The organism is Treponema sp. UBA7567 (assembly GCF_002476655.1).
Lineage (GTDB): Bacteria > Spirochaetota > Spirochaetia > Treponematales > Treponemataceae > Treponema_D.
Map to the genome: position 1 here is coordinate 1 of NZ_DLLH01000055.1, position 20921 is coordinate 20921.

Annotated in this window: 19 protein-coding genes and 1 pseudogene; 10 read left to right on the forward strand and 10 right to left on the reverse strand. The window is 39.6% G+C overall.

The window, feature by feature from the left end:
• Positions 1–68: 68 nt before the first annotated feature.
• The 6 genes and pseudogenes from B3Y13_RS06870 to B3Y13_RS06890 all read right to left on the reverse strand — a co-directional run bounded on the left by B3Y13_RS06870 (position 69) and on the right by B3Y13_RS06890 (position 6472).
• Positions 69–578 (reverse strand): thiamine pyrophosphate-dependent enzyme, encoded by a 510-nt coding sequence (locus B3Y13_RS06870; RefSeq protein WP_349681363.1) that lies wholly within the window; start codon positions 576–578, stop codon positions 69–71.
• A 319-nt stretch (positions 579–897) separates the two neighbouring features.
• Positions 898–1224 (reverse strand): annotated as a pseudogene (locus tag B3Y13_RS09880) (acetolactate synthase large subunit); the annotation flags it as partial.
• Between the two features lie 130 nt (positions 1225–1354).
• Positions 1355–1825 (reverse strand): thiamine pyrophosphate-binding protein, encoded by a 471-nt coding sequence (locus B3Y13_RS09885; protein WP_349681364.1) that lies wholly within the window; start codon positions 1823–1825, stop codon positions 1355–1357.
• 312 nt (positions 1826–2137) lie between these two features.
• Positions 2138–4108, reverse strand: coding sequence for a hypothetical protein (locus tag B3Y13_RS06880; protein ID WP_296693557.1), 1971 nt, complete (start codon positions 4106–4108; stop codon positions 2138–2140).
• 187 nt (positions 4109–4295) lie between these two features.
• Positions 4296–4859, reverse strand: a complete 564-nt coding sequence (locus B3Y13_RS06885) for a hypothetical protein (RefSeq protein WP_296667436.1) — start codon at positions 4857–4859, stop codon at positions 4296–4298.
• Positions 4856–6472, reverse strand: a complete 1617-nt coding sequence (locus B3Y13_RS06890; RefSeq protein WP_296693561.1) for a WD40 repeat domain-containing protein — start codon at positions 6470–6472, stop codon at positions 4856–4858. The genes B3Y13_RS06885 and B3Y13_RS06890 overlap by 4 nt, the downstream gene beginning before the upstream one ends.
• A 157-nt stretch (positions 6473–6629) precedes the next feature.
• Between B3Y13_RS06890 and purN the strand changes: the two genes are divergently transcribed.
• On the forward strand, positions 6630–7268 hold the full coding sequence (gene purN, locus B3Y13_RS06895) for a phosphoribosylglycinamide formyltransferase (protein WP_296667432.1): 639 nt from the start codon (positions 6630–6632) through the stop codon (positions 7266–7268).
• Positions 7269–7290: 22 nt separating this feature from the next.
• On the opposite strand, the gene B3Y13_RS06900 is transcribed toward purN, so the two are convergent.
• The 4 genes from B3Y13_RS06900 to B3Y13_RS06915 form a co-directional block, all read right to left on the reverse strand.
• Entirely contained in the window at positions 7291–8616 is a 1326-nt protein-coding gene (locus B3Y13_RS06900; protein WP_296667430.1) for an OmpA family protein, read from the reverse strand.
• 158 nt (positions 8617–8774) lie between these two features.
• Complete coding sequence (locus B3Y13_RS06905; RefSeq protein ID WP_296693563.1) at positions 8775–8954, reverse strand: LysM peptidoglycan-binding domain-containing protein; 180 nt, start codon at positions 8952–8954, stop codon at positions 8775–8777.
• An 8-nt stretch (positions 8955–8962) separates the two neighbouring features.
• A complete protein-coding gene (locus tag B3Y13_RS06910; protein WP_296693565.1) occupies positions 8963–9886 on the reverse strand; it encodes a lytic transglycosylase domain-containing protein in 924 nt (307 codons plus the stop codon).
• A complete protein-coding gene (locus tag B3Y13_RS06915; protein ID WP_296693567.1) occupies positions 9870–10907 on the reverse strand; it encodes a tetratricopeptide repeat protein in 1038 nt (345 codons plus the stop codon). Before B3Y13_RS06915 ends, B3Y13_RS06910 begins: the two co-directional genes overlap by 17 nt.
• A 93-nt stretch (positions 10908–11000) precedes the next feature.
• Between B3Y13_RS06915 and B3Y13_RS06920 the strand changes: the two genes are divergently transcribed.
• The 9 genes from B3Y13_RS06920 (at position 11001) to B3Y13_RS06960 (ending at position 20807) form a co-directional block, all read left to right on the forward strand.
• Positions 11001–11597: a hypothetical protein gene (locus B3Y13_RS06920; protein WP_296667425.1), complete on the forward strand. Its 597-nt coding sequence runs from the start codon at positions 11001–11003 to the stop codon at positions 11595–11597.
• Positions 11594–13330, forward strand: coding sequence for a tetratricopeptide repeat protein (locus tag B3Y13_RS06925; protein ID WP_296693569.1), 1737 nt, complete (start codon positions 11594–11596; stop codon positions 13328–13330). Before B3Y13_RS06920 ends, B3Y13_RS06925 begins: the two co-directional genes overlap by 4 nt.
• An 84-nt stretch (positions 13331–13414) precedes the next feature.
• A complete protein-coding gene (gene yajC, locus B3Y13_RS06930) occupies positions 13415–13843 on the forward strand; it encodes a preprotein translocase subunit YajC (RefSeq protein ID WP_296667421.1) in 429 nt (142 codons plus the stop codon).
• 21 nt (positions 13844–13864) lie between these two features.
• Positions 13865–15613 (forward strand): protein translocase subunit SecD, encoded by a 1749-nt coding sequence (gene secD / locus B3Y13_RS06935; RefSeq protein ID WP_296667419.1) that lies wholly within the window; start codon positions 13865–13867, stop codon positions 15611–15613.
• On the forward strand, positions 15613–16524 hold the full coding sequence (gene secF / locus B3Y13_RS06940) for a protein translocase subunit SecF (protein WP_296667418.1): 912 nt from the start codon (positions 15613–15615) through the stop codon (positions 16522–16524). Before secD ends, secF begins: the two co-directional genes overlap by 1 nt.
• 104 nt (positions 16525–16628) lie before the next feature.
• Entirely contained in the window at positions 16629–17522 is an 894-nt protein-coding gene (gene ispH / locus B3Y13_RS06945; RefSeq protein WP_296667417.1) for a 4-hydroxy-3-methylbut-2-enyl diphosphate reductase, read from the forward strand.
• Positions 17523–17613: 91 nt separating this feature from the next.
• On the forward strand, positions 17614–19107 hold the full coding sequence (locus B3Y13_RS06950; protein ID WP_296667415.1) for a hypothetical protein: 1494 nt from the start codon (positions 17614–17616) through the stop codon (positions 19105–19107).
• Between the two features lie 22 nt (positions 19108–19129).
• Entirely contained in the window at positions 19130–19738 is a 609-nt protein-coding gene (locus B3Y13_RS06955; protein WP_296020041.1) for a penicillin-binding protein activator LpoB, read from the forward strand.
• 43 nt (positions 19739–19781) lie between these two features.
• Positions 19782–20807: an LPP20 family lipoprotein gene (locus B3Y13_RS06960; RefSeq protein WP_296667413.1), complete on the forward strand. Its 1026-nt coding sequence runs from the start codon at positions 19782–19784 to the stop codon at positions 20805–20807.
• The last annotated feature ends 114 nt before the right edge of the window (positions 20808–20921 follow it).

Consider the following 20921-nt stretch of genomic DNA (forward strand, 5'->3'; position numbering starts at 1 on the left):
CGCGGTTAGCGCGGAACCCCGAATAGCCCGATTTTTGCGCTAGCAAAAAGCCACCCCGAATTTTTATTTTATCTTATCGAATCAATATTTGCCTTTCCGCCTGGAACAAACGGCAGTACATTTTCTTCGGGATCAACTTTTACAGTGACAATGAACGGTCTGTTTTTTCTGTTTTGGTCAAAGGCTTTTTTGAACCATTCGCTGTCCGTGTTTGCATTTGTTCCTTCGATTCCAAAACCCTTTGCAATTTGAAGAAAATCTGGCTGTGCTGAAAAGGTGCTTGCTGAATAATTTTTGTCAAAAAGAAACTTTTGCTGCTGGTAAACCATTCCGAGCGTGTGATTTACAAAAATTATTACCGTTACGGCAAGGTTGTTTTCGGCCAGGGTTGCAAGTTCCTGAATGTTCATAAGAATTGAGCCGTCGCCGCTTATGCAGATAATTCTTTTTTGCGGGTTTTGAAGCGATGCTCCGATTGCCGCCGGAAGTCCAAAACCCATTGTTCCGAGGCTTCCTGAAGTTAAAAATGTCCGCGGCTCGTTTACAGGATAGTATTGNNATTTGGTGCTGGCCGACATCTGTCGTAACGAGTATGTCTTTTTCGTTGAGTCCGGCGTTTTGCGCAAGAGATGGAAGCTCTGAAATGAATTTTCGCGGATTTGCTGAATCTTCAAAACCCTCTCTTTTTTGATTTTTGTCCGGGGAACCGCAGTTGAGGGAAAAATTTTCTTTTGAAAGGTTTGCGATTTTTTCTGCCCAAAGCTCGCGTTCCTGTGCAAATCCTTTGCTGTCCTGATTTTTTAAAATATTTTTGAGCGAATCTGTAATGAGCGGAACTGCTGTTTCTGCTTTGCAGACAAGGCTGTGTGTTGTCGGGAGAATTTTGTTTATTTCCGCAGCGTCAATGTCGATATGAAGAATTTTTGCAGAAGGACAGAATTTTTTTACGATTCCTGTTGCGCGGTCGTCAAAGCGTACTCCTGCCGCAAAAACCAGATCGCTTTCGTACATTGCAACATTTGCCGGGTAAGAGCCGTGCATGCCGACCATTCCGGCATTGTCCGAATCTGTTTTTGGAATTGCTCCCAAAGCCATAAGCGAAGTTACAACGGGCAAACGGTAATTTTTTTTGAATTCCCTCAATGCTTTTGCTGCTGCTGGAGAATTGCAGCCACCGCCAATGTACAAAACCGGTTTTTTTGCTTGCGCAAGCTCTAATGCCATTTTTTCTACGATATTTTGAATTTCTTCTTTTTTTGTATGAAAGCGCACATTTTCTTCTTTTATGCAAAAATCTTCGTAATCAGGAAAACTTTCTACTTCGCACTGGGCAAGCTGAACGTCGCGCGGAATGTCAATTAAAACAGGACCCGGACGGCCTTCCTGGGCAATTGCAAAGGCCTGTGGAATTGCCGTCAAAAGTTCTTCTGGATTTTTTACTGCGATTGAATGTTTTGTGATTGGAAACGAAAGTCCGAAAGTGTCGGCTTCTTGAAACGCATCTGTTCCGATAAGATATGTGTTTACCTGACCGGTTATGGCAACCAGAGGAATCGAGTCGCTTCTTCNNTGCAATTGCCGTCAAAAGGTTCATTGCTCCTGGACCGCTTGTTGCCAGACAGACTGCCGCTTTTCCAGATGTGCGTGCCATTCCTTGCGCTATAAAGCCTGCCGCCTGTTCCTGTCGCACCAGAATATGCCGGATTGAACTTTTATTGAGTTCATCGTACAAAGGCAGGATTGAACCGCCTGGAATCCCAGAAACAGTCTTAATGCCCTGTTTTTCGAGCATTTTTACAACGATTTGCGCGCCAGTCAACTTCATATTATTCTCCAAAAAATAAAAAGGCTCTCAGGAAACTAGTTCCGGAGAGCCTGTGATTTACGCTTTAAATTTATCAAACAAAAATAAAAGCAACGACTTTCCGGCTAGATGGAAACCACCACGAGAAGGACGCTGACTTTTACAAGGCTTGAATTAAACATATTTCAGATTATGTAACCTCAAAAACGTTTTGTCAAGAATATGTAAGAAAAATGTATTTTCAAGAAAAAAACTATCAAAAATAAACATTTGTGGACAGTTTATAAAAAAAGCCCGGCTAAAGACTTAGCCGGGCCGGGATAAACTAAAATCTTATCTTGTAATTGTTGTTATTATTGAATAAGAAACCGTAGTTGTGCCGTAATGAGCGGTGAACATTACCTGATAGATTCCTGCAGGAAGATCTGAAAGTGACATTGTAAAGTCTGTTTCTGCGCCTACTTTATCCGCGGATAATGCCTCAAAAATTGTTCCGCCTCTTGTTACAGTAAAGTTTACTTTGTCATAAGCAAAATTTTCGATTTTGTTGCCTTCCGCATCTTTTACATCTCCTGGAGTGAACGTCCATTTTGCTTCTGTCTGAGTTGTAGCTTCAATTTCTGCTGTTTTTCCAGTGATCGTTCCTGTGTCTACCGTAATCCAGCCGTCTTGAATTTCAAGGCTTTGTTTGTCGAAGATTGCCACACTTGCGTCTGTTGCGAACATTGCGTAAAGATCCAAGTTTTTGTAGCCTTTATACGCTTCTGGTGCTGTTCCAGGTTCGTTGTATCTGCTTGCAGTTTCGCTTGTTGCGTCTTTGCTCCAGTAAGACCATGTATATGTGTTTTTCTTGATGATTGGAGTTCCGTCTGCTTTTATGATTTCGGTTCCAGTTGTAGAATCTTCGCAGTGATAGCTTACTCTGTCCGCTGTGCTGCCGCCAGTGCCGCCTTCTGCCGCTGTTTCGTCATCGAAGTAAGTGCCTCCGTTCATAAAATATGTGAGCCTGTAGCGGTTGATTGTATTTCCAGTAAATGCTTTAGTTTCTGTCGGTTCTGCTGGTGCGTCCGCAAGGGCAACAAGTGTCCAGGCAGATTCTCCTGCGTCGTTTACTGCGTGGATTCTTGCAAAATAGCGCTTTCCAAGTTCAAGGCGGAGCTGAGCCTTTGTGTTTCCAGAAAGAAGAGAGCCGCCTTCGTAGTTTGCTTCTGTGCTCAATTTGCTGCCATAAGTTACAGATTTTCCGTCTGCTAAAGCTGTTGTCCATTCATCGTCAGTGGTTGGATGAGTAACTGCTGTGTCCGCATCGTTAAATTCAAGAACTTCGATTTCAAAATTGTTTTCGTTTTTAGAACCGCGTTCCCATTCAAATGCTGCAGTGTACCAGCCGGAGAACTTATCTTCGCTGTTTTCCACATAGCCTGCTTTAAATGCTGTCGGAGCTTCTGGCGCAGTTCCGATTATGTTTGGAATACCAACTGCATTTTCTACTGTTTTTCCAGGAAGAACAACAAGAACGTCGCTCCAGTAGAACTTTTTATTTGAGCCTGTTTTTTCAAAAGTCACTTTGAAAAGATAAGTTCCAGGGGCAAAAGAAGCAATTGCGTAATCTACGGCATGTGCCTCGTCAATTGAAGCGTCTGTAAAAGTAACATCTTTTTCTGTCGGGGCGGCGTCTGCTCCGGCGTCCGCTCCTGTTGTAAGAAGATAGATTCCGGCTTTTGCAGTGAATCCTGCTGGAAGTTTCCAACCGTCAGTGTAAAGCTTCATTGCGATTTGTGCCTCTTTTGTAAGACCGTCTGGAGAAAGTGTAAATTTTGCCGTGTCGCCGTTGAGCATATCCATTGACGAATAGCCGATAAGAACCGCATTGTCTTTAAGAGTTGCTTCAGTCGGGGCTGCATCTCCATTAGCTACTGCGACAAGTGTAAATTCCCATACAGCGCTGTTTGCCGGAATATTTATTGTTCCGACAGTCTTTGAAGCAGTGCCTCCTGCAGCATCTGTATTTCCATTAAAATCCACTTTTTCAGGTCCAAAAGTTCCTCCAGATGTATTTGTACCGTAAAGGTAAAAATCTACTCCGTCAGAATCAAAAGAATCCGGGATAATTGTACGGCTTGCGCGGTTTGCGCTTTTAGAAGCCTGAGTTACGACTTCGTCGTAGTTTGTAACTTCAATGTTCAGAGTGTTTTTGTTTTCTGAATTTGAACTTACGTTTGCATCGGTGAGATTTGAGCACGAGGCAAAAATCATTGCGGCACTGATTGCAAAGAATGCAAAAATGCTTTTTCTGTTTTTCATAACATCCTCCTATAAAAGAACAGTTAATTTTTGTTAGTTTTAATTGTGCGCAAGGCGCACAAGCCGCCTGTTTTGCGGCAGGGGTAGTAGGGGCGGCGGAGCCGTTCGCTTGCGAATGAAACCCCGGATAACCCGGTTTTTGCCATGCAAAAAGCCGCCCGATAAACTTTGCTCCGTTTTTTGGGGGCTAGTTCATAAAGTAAATGATTACTATGCAGTCGTCTGTGTAGCTGTTTTCCTCCTTGTCTGTTACTGTAAGCGCAAGTTTATAAGTGCCGGTCTTTAAGTTTGAAGATGGCACGTACAGCGAAAAGGCCCTCGTTGTCATTGAAGAGCCGTTTGCAAGGTTACAGATTATGTTTTTTTCGATGGTTGTTTTTACGGCCGTTCCCATCTGGCCTGTCGCCGTCACTTCCTCGACTTTTGTGATTTTCCATTGATATGAGGCGCATCTTGGAGGCGCGTAAAGGCTTAGTGTTCCGTCGCAGCGCAGAAAATATTTTGGAGAAAGCATATTTTTTTCGTTAAAGCCTGGTTCTCCCGGCGCGATTCCTGAAGTTTTTTCTGAAGTTGAATCTGTGCTTGTAAAATTTGTGTTGTAATTGTCTAAAACGTCGTCAATCGAAGTTTTGCAGCTGTTTAAAGCGCCCAGCAAAAAAACTGTAATAAAGGTGAATAAAATTTTTTTGAGAAAATCAAATTGTTCAGAAAAGGCAGACTGTGTCTTTAAGACTGGAGTTTTCCGGTTCATTTTTTTTCTCCGATTTTAAAATTTGCGCCAAGTTCTGTGCTTATCATAATTTTTTGGACAGAATTCCATTGGGCCGCGACATTTAGCGAAAAATATTTCCAGTTTATTCCGAGTTTTGTTCCAAAATTGAGCGAAATGAACGGTTTTGAGGCTGCGGATTCCGCGCCAAAATTCCTGTTCCAAAGAAGGCAGACTCCGGTTCCTGCAAAAATCTCCGCGCTAAATCCAATCTCGTTGTTTACAAAAGGCATTACAAAAATTCCGAACGGCGCGCACAAATCAAGCCCTGCAAGAACTGGGGAATCCATGCTGCTGTTGTTTTTTGTGTATTTGTAAGGATAGTTTGATTTTGGAAAACCGATGTACGGGCTTACATAAATTCCTGTGTAAAAAGGCGGCAAAAGGTCGTATGTTAAAAATGCAGATGAAAATCCTGCCGACAGATTGTATGGAGAAGGCGCGGAACGCAGGTTTAAAGAAACGCACAGATATTTTCCGTGGCGGGTTTTAAAAGTGCCGTTTGTAATACCCCAGCCGCGTAAAGAGGAGCCGGTTCCGCTATTTGATTCGCCGTAATTTTCCGCGCTTCTAAACTTTTTTGGAGGCTTTTGTCCTGGAGATAAAAGCACGTCTTTTACAAAAAATTCAAAAATCGAGCCGTTTTCGTAGCCGATAAGAATCCGTGAGTTGTCCGGATTAAATTCAAAATCTGTAAGGGCCGAAAAATCGCACGAAGGAATGTAGCCGAGCCATTTTTCTTTTGACAGATCATAGAGCTCTATTTCGTCATTTTCCGTCACGATTGCAATTTTGTTTTCCTTATTGAGAGGTTTTATTCCTTTTATTTTGTGAAGAGTGTCGATTGAAAGGAGCTTTTCGCCTTCGAGGCTGTAAATGCAAAAACTTGTTTCGTTTTCTGGCGCTATTATTGAACTGTTGTCTGCCAAAAATTGAACAGGAATTTCTGTCTGCGTGTAAATTTCTGTCAATTTAAGAATTTCTGACTGGGAATTGCAGTTCCAGATTATCGCCGTTCCGTCTTTTGATGTGCTTGCAAGAAAATTTTCGTTTTTGCTAAAATTCAGACTGTAGATTTCTGAATCGTGGCCTTCGAGTTCTTTAAAAATCGCGTCTTTTGTAAAGCGCAGCTTAAAAAATAGCTTGATTGAATTGTCGTCGGATGCGACTGCCACATAGTCCGAATTTTTGCTGAAAGTGACGGCTCTAATTTCGTTTTCGTTTTTGCAGTCAAGCTTAAAATAAGGCTCTTTATTGAATTTGAGAAATCTGTCTTCGCTATTTTCTGTATTCCAGACAGAAAAATAGCCGTCCTTTGTAATTGCCAGAAGAATTTGGTGTTTTCCTTCGGCCGAAAACATTATTTTGTCGATGTTTTTAATGTTTAGAGTGTCTGAAAGTTCGTAGGTCGAGCAGCTGCGCAAAAAAACGGTATTTTCTTCTGTAAAGGCAAAAAACTCATCGTCTTTGCTATAGGCAAGGTTTGTTACTGGAAAAGGAGTCTTTACGACTTGAGAAAAAATCGGAAATGTAAAAAACAATGAAATTAACAGGAAGAAAATGTTAATTTTTGCTGAATAAAGTAACTCTCTCAAAAAAAATGCTCCCGTCATCACCCTCCGAATGTTGCTGTTTTAAAAACGGGGGGGGGGGGGTGGTTTTTCTTTATAAATCCTTTTCGGCAGATTTAGTAAAAAACTTTAATATTTTTTTTGCCTGTCAAACAAACTTTATTTGTGGTATATTTTTTTTATGAAAGAAAAAATAAAAATTGCAGTTCTTGTAAGCGGAGGCGGAACAAACCTTCAGGCTTTGATTGATTACGAAAAAAACACAGAAAATTGTCCTTATCAGATTGAAATTGTAATTGCGGATACAAAAAAAGCGTATGCGCTCGAAAGGGCTCAGAACGCAGGAATAAAGACAAAAATCGTTTCTCCATTTGCTGTTTTGGGTGAGCAAAAGGCAAAAACCGTCAGCAAGGAAGAAAAACGCATTGCCGTTTCTGACGCTGCGTTAAATGCCGCAAAAGAGTCTGGTTGCGACGCCATCGTTCTTGCAGGCTGGCTTACAGTTTTGAGCGGAAAAATTATTCAGGAATATTCAGGAAAAATCGTAAACTTGCATCCGGCTCTTCTTCCAAAATTTGGCGGAGTAGGAATGTGGGGACACAACGTCCACGAAGCGGTTCTTGCCGCTGGCGAAAAAGAATCCGGCTGTACTGTGCATCTTGTAGACAGCGGTTGTGATACTGGAAAAATCCTTGTTCAGAAAAAAGTGCCTGTCATGCCTGGCGACACTCCGGAAACTCTTTACGCGCGCATTGCCCCGCAAGAGCACCAGGCAATGGTCGAAGGCGTTTGTCAGCTGGCAGAAATGCTTTCAAAATAAAAGCATGCTTGCCCTGCGAATTTTAATTTCGCTGGATATAAGTTGCTTTTGGTCTTGCAGTAATTATTACGCGGCGGTTTTGAGCCCTGCCTTCTGCTGTTTCGTTAGAAGCAACTGGCTGGGTGCCGCCGTATCCTCTGTAAGAGAAAATTGAACGGTCCAGACCGTTTTTTACGAGTTCGTCGATTATGGTCTGGGTTCGCTCAATGCTAAGTTTCATCTGTCCCTGCGGCTTGTTTACATCGGCAGTGTGCCCTTCAATCAAAATTGTATAGGCGTTGTCAGAATTCAATTTTTTGAGGCTTTCGGCAAGTTTCTTAACTTTCTGCACTTCGCCGTCCAGAAGCTTTGGACTGTCGGCAACAAATTTCAAATCATAAAGAATCTGAATTCCTCTCGCTGTGTCCTGAATTGAAGCCGCTTCTTCTTCGTTAAAAAGACGCTGTTTAATTTCGCGGAGGTCGGCATAGTATTGTTCAGTTTTTTGCGGAACAGCAATGTCTTTAACAAGATTTTTTTTGTCCAAAAGGATTACGATTTTTCCCTGCTTTAAAAGTTCAACATTTTCAGGAATACAAAGAATTTTTAAGGCGTCCCTTTTAGAAATAACAGGATCCGTGCGGAATCTTCCAAAAACTTTTCTTGCGTTTATGTAAAGCGGATCAAGTCCAATTCTCTGGGCGTAGACAGATTCGTCTTCCGTCCAGTCGTAGTGAACAAGCCCTTCTTTTTTTTCAATTTCCGGATCTTGAGTATTGCGCTCATAAATCAAGTTCATATCCTCGTCCCAAATTTTAGGGAAAAAGCACGGCATAATTTCGTCTTTTGTAAATTCACCTTGAACGTCAAGCTCGCCGCGGGCATCGATTATAATTCCTGTATAAACACGGCTTGGAATATTTTGCAACGGAGGCAGCGGTTTGTAGGCGGTTTTGTGCCGGATTAAAAGCGAAGAAATGTCGAGAGTGCTCAGGCTGCTGTCAATTTTTAAAACCGAGGCAGAATTTACAAAAATGCCCGGACTTTTTTTAGAACCGTCTACAATATTCCCAACTTGTTCGAGAGTAATTGTGTTGTCAAAAATAAGGTCTGCAAGCTGGGTCTTGTTGTCTACCAAAAGAGAAAGAAGCGGCTCTTTTACCAAATCCGGCAGTTCTGTTTTTATCCGGTTTACCGCGCTCATTTTTCCGGAAGGCATTGCAATATTGCTTTTTTCCAAGTCAAGATAAACTGAAGAACTAAAATTGTTTTTTGTCCAGTCAATTCTGCTTTTGCTTTCGAGGTCGCCGTTTTGTGCAAAAACCATGCAGGCGCTAAAAAAAAACGTGAATAAAAAAACTTTTTTCAATTTAATCTCCAAAAGACTGTCTTTTTTTGTACGGGGCCATTTTTGCTTCGCAAAAACCGGGCTATCCAGGGCTACGGCATTCGCCTCNNACCAAACGCAGGCGTTTGTTTTCGCTGCTCTCACCCTTCCTATCCCTTGTCCTCATTTTCGGCATTTTTTTATCTTATATAAAGAATTTTACCTTCAGAAAGAATATCTCCGTCTTTTAATCCGTTTATTTTCTGGAGATTTAAAACGCTTGTTCCGTATTTTTTAGAAATAGACCAAAGAGTTTCTCCCTTTTTTACAATATGCCTTGCTGAATAATTGTTTTTATTTTCCGCAAAAATTTCATTCAAGGCAATTTTTANNGCCGAAGCTGATATTTCTGGTCTGGAGGCGTGCAGTTTTGCAGAAGGGCAGGATTCAGTTTTTTTAAAATCGAAGGCTCCATCTTTAATTCGGAAGAAAGCCTGTCCAGGTTTATCTGTTTTTCTGTGGTCAAAAAGTCAAATTCTGCGTATCTTTTAGAAGATGTAATTTCTGGCAAAGACATTCCATATTTTTTTTCGTTTGTCGCAAGAATGCAGATTGCAAGAAGTTTTGGCACATATTGAACGCTTTGGTCGCGCAAAAGTCCTTTTTCCGAAATATACCAAAAATCTTTTTTTTCGCTTTTGCTCAAAATTTTCTTCATTGCGCCGGCTCCGCAGTTGTAAGCGGCAATTGCAAGCGGCCAGTCCCTAAACTGCCTGTAATTTTTTTCGAGTTTTTTTAAGGCGGCGTCTGTGCTCAGCCAAGGATCGTAACGCTCGTCAATGTATTCATTCTTTTTTAAAAGTCCAGCAATCGAGTTGTCCATAAATTGCCAAAGCCCGCGTGCTCCGCTTTTGCTTACGGCAAGAGGCTTGTATTCGCTTTCTACGACCGGAAGATATTCCAGGGCAGCAGGCAGGTTCTTTCTTTTTAGTTCCTGACGCACGTAGAGTCGGTAAAGCTCCCCGTTGTCTAAAATCTCAGAAAGCTGCCGTTTTCCAAAAGGTTTTGTGTATTGCTCAATGTATTTTTTTATCTGTTTTTTTGCATAAGGCGAATCAGGAATTTGTATTCCGCCGGCCTGCTTTTCGTCAAACGAAAATTCCTGCGGCTCTTGTGTCTTTAAAATCTCTAAAAATTCTTCTGGAGTAATTTTTTCAAGAAAATCACAGGCCTTTACAGAATTTTGGTTTTTTAAAAAGACAAAAAAAGGCAGGATTGCAAAAATGACTTTTATTCTACAGTTTTTCACCATAGTAAATTCCGGCCCATTCCCAGCGTCCGTGAATTTCCGGGTCTACAGGAAAATTCACCTTTCTAAAATACAGGTACCAGACAGGCATGTAAGGGCTCCAACCTGTTGTTCTCAAATAAGCCTCGTTTGGATTTGAAGACTCATCGAGTTTTTCGTTGTAGCGGATTCTTTGTCCGACCATAAAACCTTTCATCGAGAAATTTTCAAGCGCGTTCGCATCTGTTTCGCTTGATTTCCAGGACATTGCAAAGAAATTTACTTTTGAGCGGTATTTGTCGAGAGAACGCCAGTCGTAGCGTCTTATTGCGGTTTTGACAGCTTTTTCCAAAGCGTCGAGGGATTCAAATGTCCAGTCCTTTGTCGAATTTGAAAAATCGACCATTTTTCTGGCATTTGAATAAGCGTCTGGAATTCCAGGAATCTGGATTGTCGAAGCGTCAGGCTGTTTTAAAAATAGCGAGTAGGATTTTAGCGCCTGATTGTATTCGCCTTCTTTTTCGTACTCAAGCGCAAGCCGTACATACATTTCTGTGATGCTCACAAGCGAAGGAAAACGGCTTACAAGCTGGTTAAAATACGAAATTTTATTTGTGGAATCTGTGCTGATTTGAATTAAATGCTGCAGGCAGATAAAGTGAACTGACTTTCCCTGAACAAGAAGATCCGGATAATTTTTAAGTATCCGGTTAAAGTAATATTCTGCGACAGGTTCTGCTCCGTTTTCAAGGTAGCTTGAAGCAACCATCAAAAGCCAATATGCGTTGTAAATGTCTTTCGGATTTTTTTCTACCCAGTCCGTCAAAAACAAAATCATTTCGCTTGAATTTTTTGAAGAATAAAGCGAATTCGCAATTCTATTTATTACCGCATATCTGGTTTGTGCCGAAAGATTTTTTTCATTTAGAAGAAGGTTTAACTGGACAAGATTTTCATTTTTTTTCTTAGATGAACATGAAAAATTAGAAAAAAACAAAGGCGCCGCAAGACACAAAAACACAAAAAATCTCAAGTTTATCTTCATATTTAAAGATTAACAAAGTGCTTTCTTATTGGCAAGAGGGCGAAACTTGTTGTATTCTATTAGCTAGAGTTAATATCTGAATTTGGGGCAAAAATGAAAAAACTGGCAGCGACAACATTGAATATTATTCTGGCTCTCGGCGTTGTTTGTATTTTGGCAGGAATTCTTCTGTTTCCGCGTCTTGCAAGTCATTTTAATGCTCATGTCGAAACCTGGACCGTTATTCTTACTGTTGCCGGAGCGCTTGTTTTTTATTTTTCTCTAGTAAAATACAGTTCGGCCTTAGTTTTTTTTCTTGGACTTTACGCTCTTCTTGCCGGTTTTTTGTTTATGATTATTGGTTCCGGACTTGTTCCGTTTGGAATCGAAGGTCTTTGGCCGGTTTCAATAATTCTTGCAGGCTTTAGCGTTCTTTTTACAGGAATTACAAAAGACAGGCGTATTCGTGTTTCTTACCTTTTTCCGTCTATTTTTTTAATCGGAATGGGTTTTTACTTTTTGCTTTTTTCTCTCAATTTGATTTCGATGGGTTTTAGAAAGTGGATTTCGATTTTCTGGCCTCTGTTTCCAGTTTTTCTTGGAATCTGCCTCATAATTCTGTTTTTAATTCAGCAGAATCCGGCCGCGCACTTTCCTTACGACAAAAGCGAAAGCCTTGAAAATGATTTTGAAGAGGATGCAAAGGAATGAAGCCGGTCTTTTACATAACCTTTGTTTTTTCTCTTGCATTTTTTTCCTGCGGTTCAAGTCCAAAAAATGAATTGCAGGCGGAAAATCATTTGGAAGGGCAGTACAGCGCGCAGCTCTCGGAATCAGTTTCGATAGCGCTTCCTCCAAAAAAAGAAAAAAAATTTTTTTCAGGAATTCCAGAAGAAGCGGTCAATGCTGTTGAGAACGGCTCTCCAGAATCTATAAACCTTGCATATTCGATTTTGCGGAAAAATGCAGAATTCTATACCGAAAACGAAAAAATTCTTTTAAACACAGCATATTCTTTTATGACGATTTTGTGGCAGCAGGAAAAAGTGAATTTTCAGCCGTTTGAAGGCTTGCCGCCAAATCCTTACACCGGCGCAATTGAATCTGCAAAGCGCGGAATTTACGATGAAAGCACTGGAAGTTCCGATTTTTTGACACTGGTTCTTCCTTCTTTAGTTCTCGTAACTTCCGAAACTAGAAAAGATTATTATCCGCTTGCACAAGAATCTCTTTCTTTGGCATTAAAAGAAAATCCAGAAAGCGTTGTTGCTAATTTTTTGCAGGGCTTGCTTTTGCTCAGACAGAATGATTTTGAAAACGCTTTAGTTTTTTTTGAGAAAGCTTTTGATTCTTCTCCACAAACAATAGAGACTTGCTATGCTTTGGCTGACTGTAATTTTAAGCTAAAAAATTACTCAAAATCTTACGAACTTGCAAAATCAATTCTCGAAAAAAATCAGTTTTATTCTCCGGCGCTAAAACTTTGCGCAGAAAATGCTTTTGCGCTTGGCGCCCTTGAAGAAAGCGAGCTTTATGTTGGACGGGTTTTGCAGCAGGAACCGGAAAATTCTTATTTTGTTTTGTTCAGAGCGAAAATTCTTGCGGAAAAAGGCGATTATATTCGCTCTGCTTCCTTGCTTGATGTTTATGCGCTTACAAATTCCGACAGCCGGGAATATCTTGTTTTGCGCGCAAAAGTTCAAAAAGACTGGAATAAAAATATGACGGCGGCCTGCGCGACAATCGAAAAAGCGCTTTCTCTTTATCCTGACGATACAGAAATTCTTCTTACTGCGGCAAGCCTTGCCGGGGAAACTGGTTCAAAAATAAATGGAAAAACCGCTGGCGAACTTGCAGAAAAGGTTCTTTTGACGGACAGCACGAACATCGAGGCTATGAAAATTCAGGTGAATGATTTTGTAAGCCGGAAAAGATGGAACGAAGCTTACAAAACAAGTTCTGCCCTTATAAAAATAAAAGACATTCCTGCAGAATGCATTTTTACTCACATTGATGTCTGTCTTGCGTCTGGCAAAAACAGCGAAGCGTGGGACATTATTTCTTCGCTTTACGAAAAAAATCCAAAAAACGAAGCGGTCTTGCAAAATTATATAAAAGTTCTTGTTGCTACCGACAGGCGTTCTGAGGCTTCTCAGCTTATTGAACAGAATCTTTCCGGGGCATCTTCAAAAATGAAAAGTTTCTTCTATTACGAGCGAAGCTTTTTGCAGAAAAATGAAAATGCGGTTATGGTGGATTTGCGTTCGAGCCTTACAGCAAACCCACGCAACAAGGATGCGCTTTTTCGTCTGTATCAAATTTATTTTAACAAAAAAGAATATCGAAAGGCTCAGTATTATTTAAAACAAGTAGTTGCAATTTCTCCGGCAGATGAGAGCCTTTTGCTGTTAAATGCAGAGCTTGAAACGCTTCTGTCCAAATAGACATCTTTATTCTTGCCTTGCCACAATATTATCAAAATGTTATTCTTTTAAGGCTAAAAATTTAATAAAAAAGGAAGGGAAAAAATGTCTTTTATACCTTTATTGCAGAATGGTGCTCAGGGACAGGGCAACATGCTTATGTCTGTAGTTCCGTTTATTTTAATCATTGCAATTTTCTATTTCTTCATTATTCGTCCGCAGAATAAAAAACAGAAGGAAACTGAAAAAATGATTAACGCCCTTAAAAAAGGCGACAAAGTTGTTACAATCGGTGGAATCCACGGAACTGTAAGCTCTACAAAAGAAAAAACAGTTGTTGTAAAAGTTGATTCAAATACTCAGATTGAATTTTCACGCTCTGCAATTTCTGCAGTTGTTACAGAAAAAACAGTTGAAAAAGCTTCTTCTAAAAAAGCAAAGAAAGCTGAAGAAGTAAAAGCCGAAGAGCCAGCTGTTGAAGTAAAAGCAGAAGCTTCTGCAGAAGAAAATGCAGCAGAAGAAGAAAATAAATAGTTTTCAGGGTGGAATTATTAAATGAATAAACGTAGTCGTTTTATTCTTATTTTGGTTGTACTTGCCGTTTGCGCGCTTTTTTTAAGACCGTCGGTAAAATGGTATTTTGGTACACCAGATGAGATTCAGAAAGTGGCTTTGAGTTCACTTGAAAAAATCAAGGATGAATCAGAGAAAAAAGCAAGAGAGGAAGTTGCCCTTGTAAAACAAATGGCAAACAAAGATGCAAATGCTTCTTTGGACAAATCTTACTCTTACGTTGTAAAAGCAGCAAAAAAAGCATATAAAGCTGCTAAAAAAGATGTTCCTTCGGACATGAATCTTGCAGCAGTTCTCTCCGCATTTTCAAGTTCATCGGAATTGCAGTCGGTATTTGAAGATTATTACCGCTCGCTCTATTTAAAAGCAAAACATAATTACAATTCGTCTGTAAAACTTGGTCTTGACCTTTCTGGCGGTATGAACATTATTGTAAAGGCAGACTTGGATGCGGCGCTTGCTAAGCAGAAAGAAACTTCTGAAGTTGGAAATCCAGATGCTTTTAAAGAACAGGCAATGACACAGGCTTTGGAGACACTTACATCTTCAATCGATAAATTCGGTCTTACTTCTCCGGTTATCCGTCAGCAGGGTGAAGACAGAATTTATATCGAAATTCCAGGCCAGGCAGATGGTGAAAGCGTAAATTCTATTATTCAGGGCAAAGGAAGCTTGAATTTCCGCCTTGTTGATGAAAACGCAACAAATGCATTTGCCGCTTACTATGCTTCTGTTGGACCTGACGCCTTTAAGGCAGACGGCTCTCTTGCAGACCCATCGGTAATTCCTTCAGACACTGAAGTTTTCGGCTATTATACAAAAGATTCTTATGGTCTTGACCAGAGAATTGGATACATTGCAGTTAAAAAACAGATTGCCCTCGATGGAAATCACGTAAAATCAGCTCAGGTAAGCCGCGACCAGACAACAGGACAGACAGAAGTAAACTTCTCTCTTGATTCTGCAGGAGCAACAATTTTTGCTGACTTTACAGGCGCTCACGTAGGCGAACGTCTTGCAATCGTAAACGACAACAAAGTAAAATCTGCTGCTACGATTCGCCAGGCTATTACTGGTGGAAACGTAAGTCTTTCTGGCGGTTTTAGTGTAGAAGAAGCCCAGAATATTCAGAAGGTTCTTCAGACTTCTTATCTTGAAGTTCCTTTAAAGATTGAAAGCCAGCAGGTTGTCGGCGCCTCTCTTGGAAAACAGGCAATCCATCAGGGAATGATGGCTTTGGCTCTTGGTCTTGCACTTGTGTTTATCTTTATGATTGTTTATTACATGGGTGCTGGTTTTTATGCAGTTATTGCACAGATTCTCAATATGTACATCATGTTCGCTGTGCTTTCAGCATTCAACCTTACACTTACACTTTCTTCTGTTGCCGGTATGATTCTTACAGTTGGTATGTCTGTTGACGCCAACGTAATTATTTTTGAACGCATAAAGGAAGAACTTGCGCTTGGAAAGAGCCGTGCCGCAGCAATTGCTTCCGGTTTTGACAACGCATTCTGGGCAATTATGGACTCTAACATTACTACATTTATCGCCGCCCTGTTCTTGAGCCAGCTTGGTACTGGTTCGATCCAGGGATTTGCAGTTTCTCTTGCAATTGGTGTGTGTTCATCAGTATTTACAGCACTGGTAATTTCCCGCCTTATGTTTGACTTTAACACAGATGTAATCGGACAGAAAAAAATCAGTATCGGCTGGGGAGTTAAACAGTAATGAAAAAAATAATTCATTTTAGTAAATTTTTCCCTGCAGCAGTTGTTTTGAGCGCAGTTCTTATTGTTTCTGGAATTGTAAGCCTTTGTGTTCGCGGAATGAACTGGGGCCTTGAATTTAAACCTGGCCAGAACATTCAGGTTAGTGTTGCGGCAGAAACAGATTCTGACAAAATCGCAGAACTTCTTTCTTCTAATAAAATCAACGCTTCTGTAAAGTCTGCTGGAGATGAAAATACTTATCAGGTTCGCACTGAATCTGGTGAAAGTGTAGAAAATGCAGTTAAGTCTGTTCTTGCAGAGAAATATGGCAACGAGAATGTTGTAATTGAACAGAGCCAGTCAATAAGCGCGCAGTTTTCAAAATCTTTGATTCGTGATTCTATTATTTTGGTTTTGGCGACTTTGGTTTTGATTTTTGCATACACATTGTTCCGATTTAAGTGGGATGCCGCTCTTGGCTCTGTAATTGCCGTTATTCACGACGCTTTGATTATGATTTCATTCTTTACATGGTCACAGCTTGAATTTACAACGACCTCAATTGCCGCAATTCTTACAATTATCGGTTATTCAATTAATGCAACAGTCGTAATTCTTGACCGCGTTCGTTCTGATATGAAGATTGTGGAAGCGAAAACTTTCAAAGATATTCTTAACAGCGCTCTTACTGCAACCTTGAGTCGCTCTGTAATTACGACAATAACAACACTTTTTGCTGTTCTTGCTCTCGTTGTATTTACAACTGGCGACATCAAGAATTTTGCAATTGCGCTCGTAGTTGGTCTTATTTCCGGATGCTATTCATCATTGTTCATTGCAGGTTCATTCATCGCAACAGTAAGAAAAAATTGGAAACCTGTTGCAGTTTTGCCAAAAGCAAATGTTCGTTCAGAAGAAAAAAGCGAATAGCTTTTAACTTTTAATGAATGATTAAGCCGTGGATTTTTATCTGCGGCTTTTTTTTATGCTTTTTTGCTTGTAATGAATTTTATAAAATGCGATATTTAAATTCTATGAAAATTATTCGTGCAGAAAAAATGGGTTTTTGCGCCGGTGTGCGGCATGCTGTAAAAACGGCAGACAGTGCACTTGAAGAAAATAAAAACGGACAGGTTTATTCATTTGGACCTCTTATTCACAATCCTTTGGCCCTAAAAACTTTTGAAAACCGCGGATTGAAAATTCTTGATGAAAAAAAAATCTCCTGTGTAAAAAAAGAAGATACGGTTGTAATTCGGGCGCATGGAGTTCCTCCAGAAATAAAAGAAGGGCTTGAAAAAACTGGTGCAAAAGTTTTGGATGGAACTTGTCCAATCGTGCGGGCCAACCAAAAAAAATGTGCAGATTTTGCAAAAAACGGCTGGATTATTTTTTTTACGGGAGATGCAAACCACGGAGAGGTGATTGGAATTGAGGGAGCGGCCAGACGTGGCGCGGAAGATGCCGGAAAGAAACTCGATTTTGTCCTTGTAAAATCTGTCGAAGATGCTGTTTTTGAATATAAAAAACTTTTTTCAGAAAATGTGCCGGAAAACTGTGTTTTGATAAGCCAGACGACTTTTAGTGTAAAACTGTTTGATGAAATTGCCGCTGTTTTAAAAGAAAAAATTCCTGATTTGAAAGTTTTGCGCACTATTTGTCCTGCAACTTACGACCGTCAGGACAGTTTGACGGATTTGTGCAAAAAAGTAGACGGAGTTCTTGTAATTGGCGGAAAAAACAGCGCAAATACAAATCGGCTTTACGGAAAAGCAAAGTCGCTTTGCAAACACGCTGCCCTGATTGAAAAGGCAGCTGAAATTCCTGAAGATTTTTTTTCTCTTGAAAAAGTCGGGCTTACGGCAGGAGCAAGCACTCCAGACGATGTGATTGATGAAGTTGAAAAAACTCTGTCAAATAGTTTTTAGTTTTTTTTTAGATTTTGCATCTATCATACTCAATAATGGTTCGAGTAAATTAAAAATAGTTTTGAAGATTATTCACGGTTGCGAGCTTAAAATGAAAAAAATTATCAAAATTTTTATACTTCTGTTGGCATGTTTTTTTGTTTCATGTTCTTCCTCAAATATAGAAGATACAGAACTAGAGAATATTGCTGCGGCTGAAAAAAAACAGCACTCCAAAAAAGTAAAGCCAATCAAATACAACGAAGAAGAGTATAAAAAAGCCTACAATCAGAGAAATTATTCTACTTGTCTTGGAATGATGCTGTACAAAACAAGAAAAAAGGCAGATATAAGGGACAATCTTGACCTTGCTATGCTCTATTTTATTATTGGTGAATATGCTCAGGCTTCGGTTGTTTTTGAAAAGACTGACGCGCAGATGTTTGACACGCTTACAAAAAGCATTACAAAATCAATCGGAAAAGCGATTGTCAACGAAAATTTAAAAGAATATACGGGCAATGTTTACGAGTATCTTCTTGTAAACACGATGAATTCCCTTTGTTACTATTTGCAGGGAGATTTAAACAGCGCTGTAAACCAGCTCACCAAACTTTCTGACGTAAAACTTCCTGAATACAGACGTCTTTACGGTGAAGTTTTGATAAAAAATGGCCTGGATCCTTCTGTCCGCGAAAAGCTTGATGAGGACGCAAAATCTCTGAGCGCTTATAATATTGATTCTTCAGTTTTTACAGCCGATTTGCCTAAGAAGCCAACCGAAAAAGACGTTTATAAGGAATCATCTCTTGCCAGATACTTAAGTCTAATTTTAAGACAGGCAGATGGCGATAAAAGCCAGGTTGATTCTGATTCTATTGTTTTAAAGTCGCTTGTAAAAGATTTTGATTCTGTTGATTCAGCAATTCCTTCCGGCAAAGGACGCGTTAACGTTCTTGCTCTTGCTGGTCTTATTGGAAAACAGACTGCAAAAGAAGTTTATTTTCCTTCAAAGTCTACATATTTTTATGTTCCGACTGGAAATTCTTCTTATCGCCTTCTTCCTGTTCAGTTTAAATTTGTCTATCCGTTTTATGCGGGAAAATCTACTGTAAGCAGTGTTGACGTTGTGCTGAATAATGTGGGAACCAAAAGTGCTATTATAATAGAAAATTTTAATGCAAATTTGGAAAAATCTGTTAAACTTAGAGCTAGAAAAGAATACGCTGCAAGCATGAACCGCAGTATTACGAAAAAAGTCAGTGGAATTGTGGCAGGAATTGCAAGTATAAACGCTAGTTATGAAGGCTTAAAAATGCTTTCGGGAAGAAGCATTGCTTATACTTTGGCTTCGATTGCTTTTGACGCGCTTTGTTCTTCAACGGCAGCTGGTCTTTCGGCTATTGATTTGACCGAAACTGCTGATATTCGTCAAGGAGAATTTTTCCCAGAAACTGTAAATGCCGCAGGTTTTACTGTTCCTTCTGGCTTATATAAGGGAAAGGTGGTTTATCGCTTTTCTGATGGAAGTATAGTCGAAAAACCTTTTGAAACTGAGGTAAAAGAAGGAAAACCTTCTTTGGTTGTTTCTTCTTGTATAAAATAGATTTATTATTGAGAGGTAATTTATGAAAGTAAAAGTAGTATTGGCAAATTTATTGGTTGTTTCTTCGTTGTTTTTCTTTTCTTGCGGATCTACTTCTGTGAAAAGATATGGAGCAGAAGAAAGCGTAAAAGATTTGAGCGGATATTGGAACGACAACGATGTTAATCAGGTTTGCACAGCTTTGATTGATTCGTGCATAAAGTCAAAACGCGTTGCAAATTTTAAGAGCGCAAAAGGCAGAACACCTGTTGTAATTATTGGAACTATCAAAAACAAGAGCGTTGAACATATTGACACTTCAATTCTTTCAAAAAGATTTCAGAATGTAATTATCAATGACGGAACTTTGGAATTTGTAGCGGATGCAAACCAGAGAGAAGAGTTGCGTGCAGAAAAATACGATCAGGCAGAGAATGCTTACGAAACTGCTAAATCTATCGGAAACGAAACTGCCGCAGACTTTATGCTCCAGGGCACTGTTACGACAATTGTAGATACTGACGGAAGACAGCAGGTAAGAACTTACCAGGTTGATATGCAGTTGATTGATTTGGAAACAAACAAGATTATTTGGTCTGATCAGAACAACGATATTAAGAAGTATATAAAAAAATCTGCTGTAAAATTCTAACAGTTTGCAAAATTCAATAACGTAAGAAAGTTTAAGGATTTTTATGAAAAAAAGCATTTTTGTTTTTTCCTTTATATTCTCTGTCTGCCTAGTTTTTGGCGCAAAAAAGAAAATGCCGGAATGGACAACTCTGCCGACAAGCGTTTATCCTTCGGAAACTTATATGAACGGAACTGGCTCTGGAGAAAATCGGGAAAGTGCAGAACTTGAAGCTGTAAAAAACCTTTCTTCTATTTTCGGGCAGACAGTAAAGTCGAACAGTGTCGCATCAAAAAAAATGGAACAGGCGCTTTCTGACGGAAAAGTTTCTTTTTCTTCTTCTGGAAACTTGCAGCAGAATATAACGAGCCAAATTGAAGCAGAAAATCTGATTGGAATAGAAATTGCAGAATATTTTTATAATTCGCCTGAAAAGAAGTGGTATGCAATTGCAGTTCTTGACAGAAAAAAGACAGCCGCTGTTTATTTGGATCTTATACAGAAAAACGATGCAGTTGTTAGACAGTCTGTAGCAGAGTCTGAAAAAAATCCGCATTCTTTTTACGGTTATAGTGAGATTTGTTTTGCTGCTGACATTGCTTCTGAAAACGACAGGCTGCTTAAAAATCTTACAGTAATTGATTTTGAGCAGGGAAATGCAATCAGCAAACAAATTGTTTCGCTTCAAAGTATGCAGGCTGCTCAAAAGAAGTTTGCCGAAGGAATTACGATTTATATAAGGGTTGGTGGCGACAAGGAAAATAAGATAAAATCTGCTTTTCAAAACATTTTTTCAAAGTACGGATTTAAAACATCTTCGTCTAAAAAAGAAAAATACGGGCTTGAAGGCAGTTATTCTTCCGAAATTTCAAAAAAAGGAAAAATTACATATTGCGTTTATACGTTGGACTTAGATTTTTCTGATAATTTGAAGTCGGAGTCGCTGTTTGCAATAAACTTAAAAGGAAGGGAAGGTGCTCCTTCTGAATCCGATGCAAAAAATAGAACTTATCGGGTTTTGGAGAAAAATATAGGAACAGAATTCAGCAAAAATTTTGATTCTTATATGAATAATCTTTCTTTTAGGTAACTGTTTTTTATTTAGGATTTATCCGTCTTTTTGGCGGTTTGTTAAAAAATAAAATTTGCTTTGCAAATTTTTTAGCAGGAGGTAAGATAAAAATAGCCGAAAATGGCGTCTGTT

Bases quoted from the DNA above. Each gene is read 5' to 3' on its own strand.
- B3Y13_RS06880 (WP_296693557.1), bottom strand. From the start codon at position 4,108: ATGAAAAACAGAAAAAGCATTTTTGCATTCTTTGCAATCAGTGCCGCA.
- B3Y13_RS06885 (WP_296667436.1), bottom strand. From the start codon at position 4,859: ATGAACCGGAAAACTCCAGTCTTAAAGACACAGTCTGCCTTTTCTGAA.
- purN (WP_296667432.1), top strand. From the start codon at position 6,630: ATGAAAGAAAAAATAAAAATTGCAGTTCTTGTAAGCGGAGGCGGAACA.
- B3Y13_RS06915 (WP_296693567.1), bottom strand. From the start codon at position 10,907: ATGAAGATAAACTTGAGATTTTTTGTGTTTTTGTGTCTTGCGGCGCCT.
- B3Y13_RS06920 (WP_296667425.1), top strand. From the start codon at position 11,001: ATGAAAAAACTGGCAGCGACAACATTGAATATTATTCTGGCTCTCGGC.
- B3Y13_RS06925 (WP_296693569.1), top strand. From the start codon at position 11,594: ATGAAGCCGGTCTTTTACATAACCTTTGTTTTTTCTCTTGCATTTTTT.
- yajC (WP_296667421.1), top strand. From the start codon at position 13,415: ATGTCTTTTATACCTTTATTGCAGAATGGTGCTCAGGGACAGGGCAAC.
- secD (WP_296667419.1), top strand. From the start codon at position 13,865: ATGAATAAACGTAGTCGTTTTATTCTTATTTTGGTTGTACTTGCCGTT.
- secF (WP_296667418.1), top strand. From the start codon at position 15,613: ATGAAAAAAATAATTCATTTTAGTAAATTTTTCCCTGCAGCAGTTGTT.
- ispH (WP_296667417.1), top strand. From the start codon at position 16,629: ATGAAAATTATTCGTGCAGAAAAAATGGGTTTTTGCGCCGGTGTGCGG.
- B3Y13_RS06950 (WP_296667415.1), top strand. From the start codon at position 17,614: ATGAAAAAAATTATCAAAATTTTTATACTTCTGTTGGCATGTTTTTTT.
- B3Y13_RS06955 (WP_296020041.1), top strand. From the start codon at position 19,130: ATGAAAGTAAAAGTAGTATTGGCAAATTTATTGGTTGTTTCTTCGTTG.
- B3Y13_RS06960 (WP_296667413.1), top strand. From the start codon at position 19,782: ATGAAAAAAAGCATTTTTGTTTTTTCCTTTATATTCTCTGTCTGCCTA.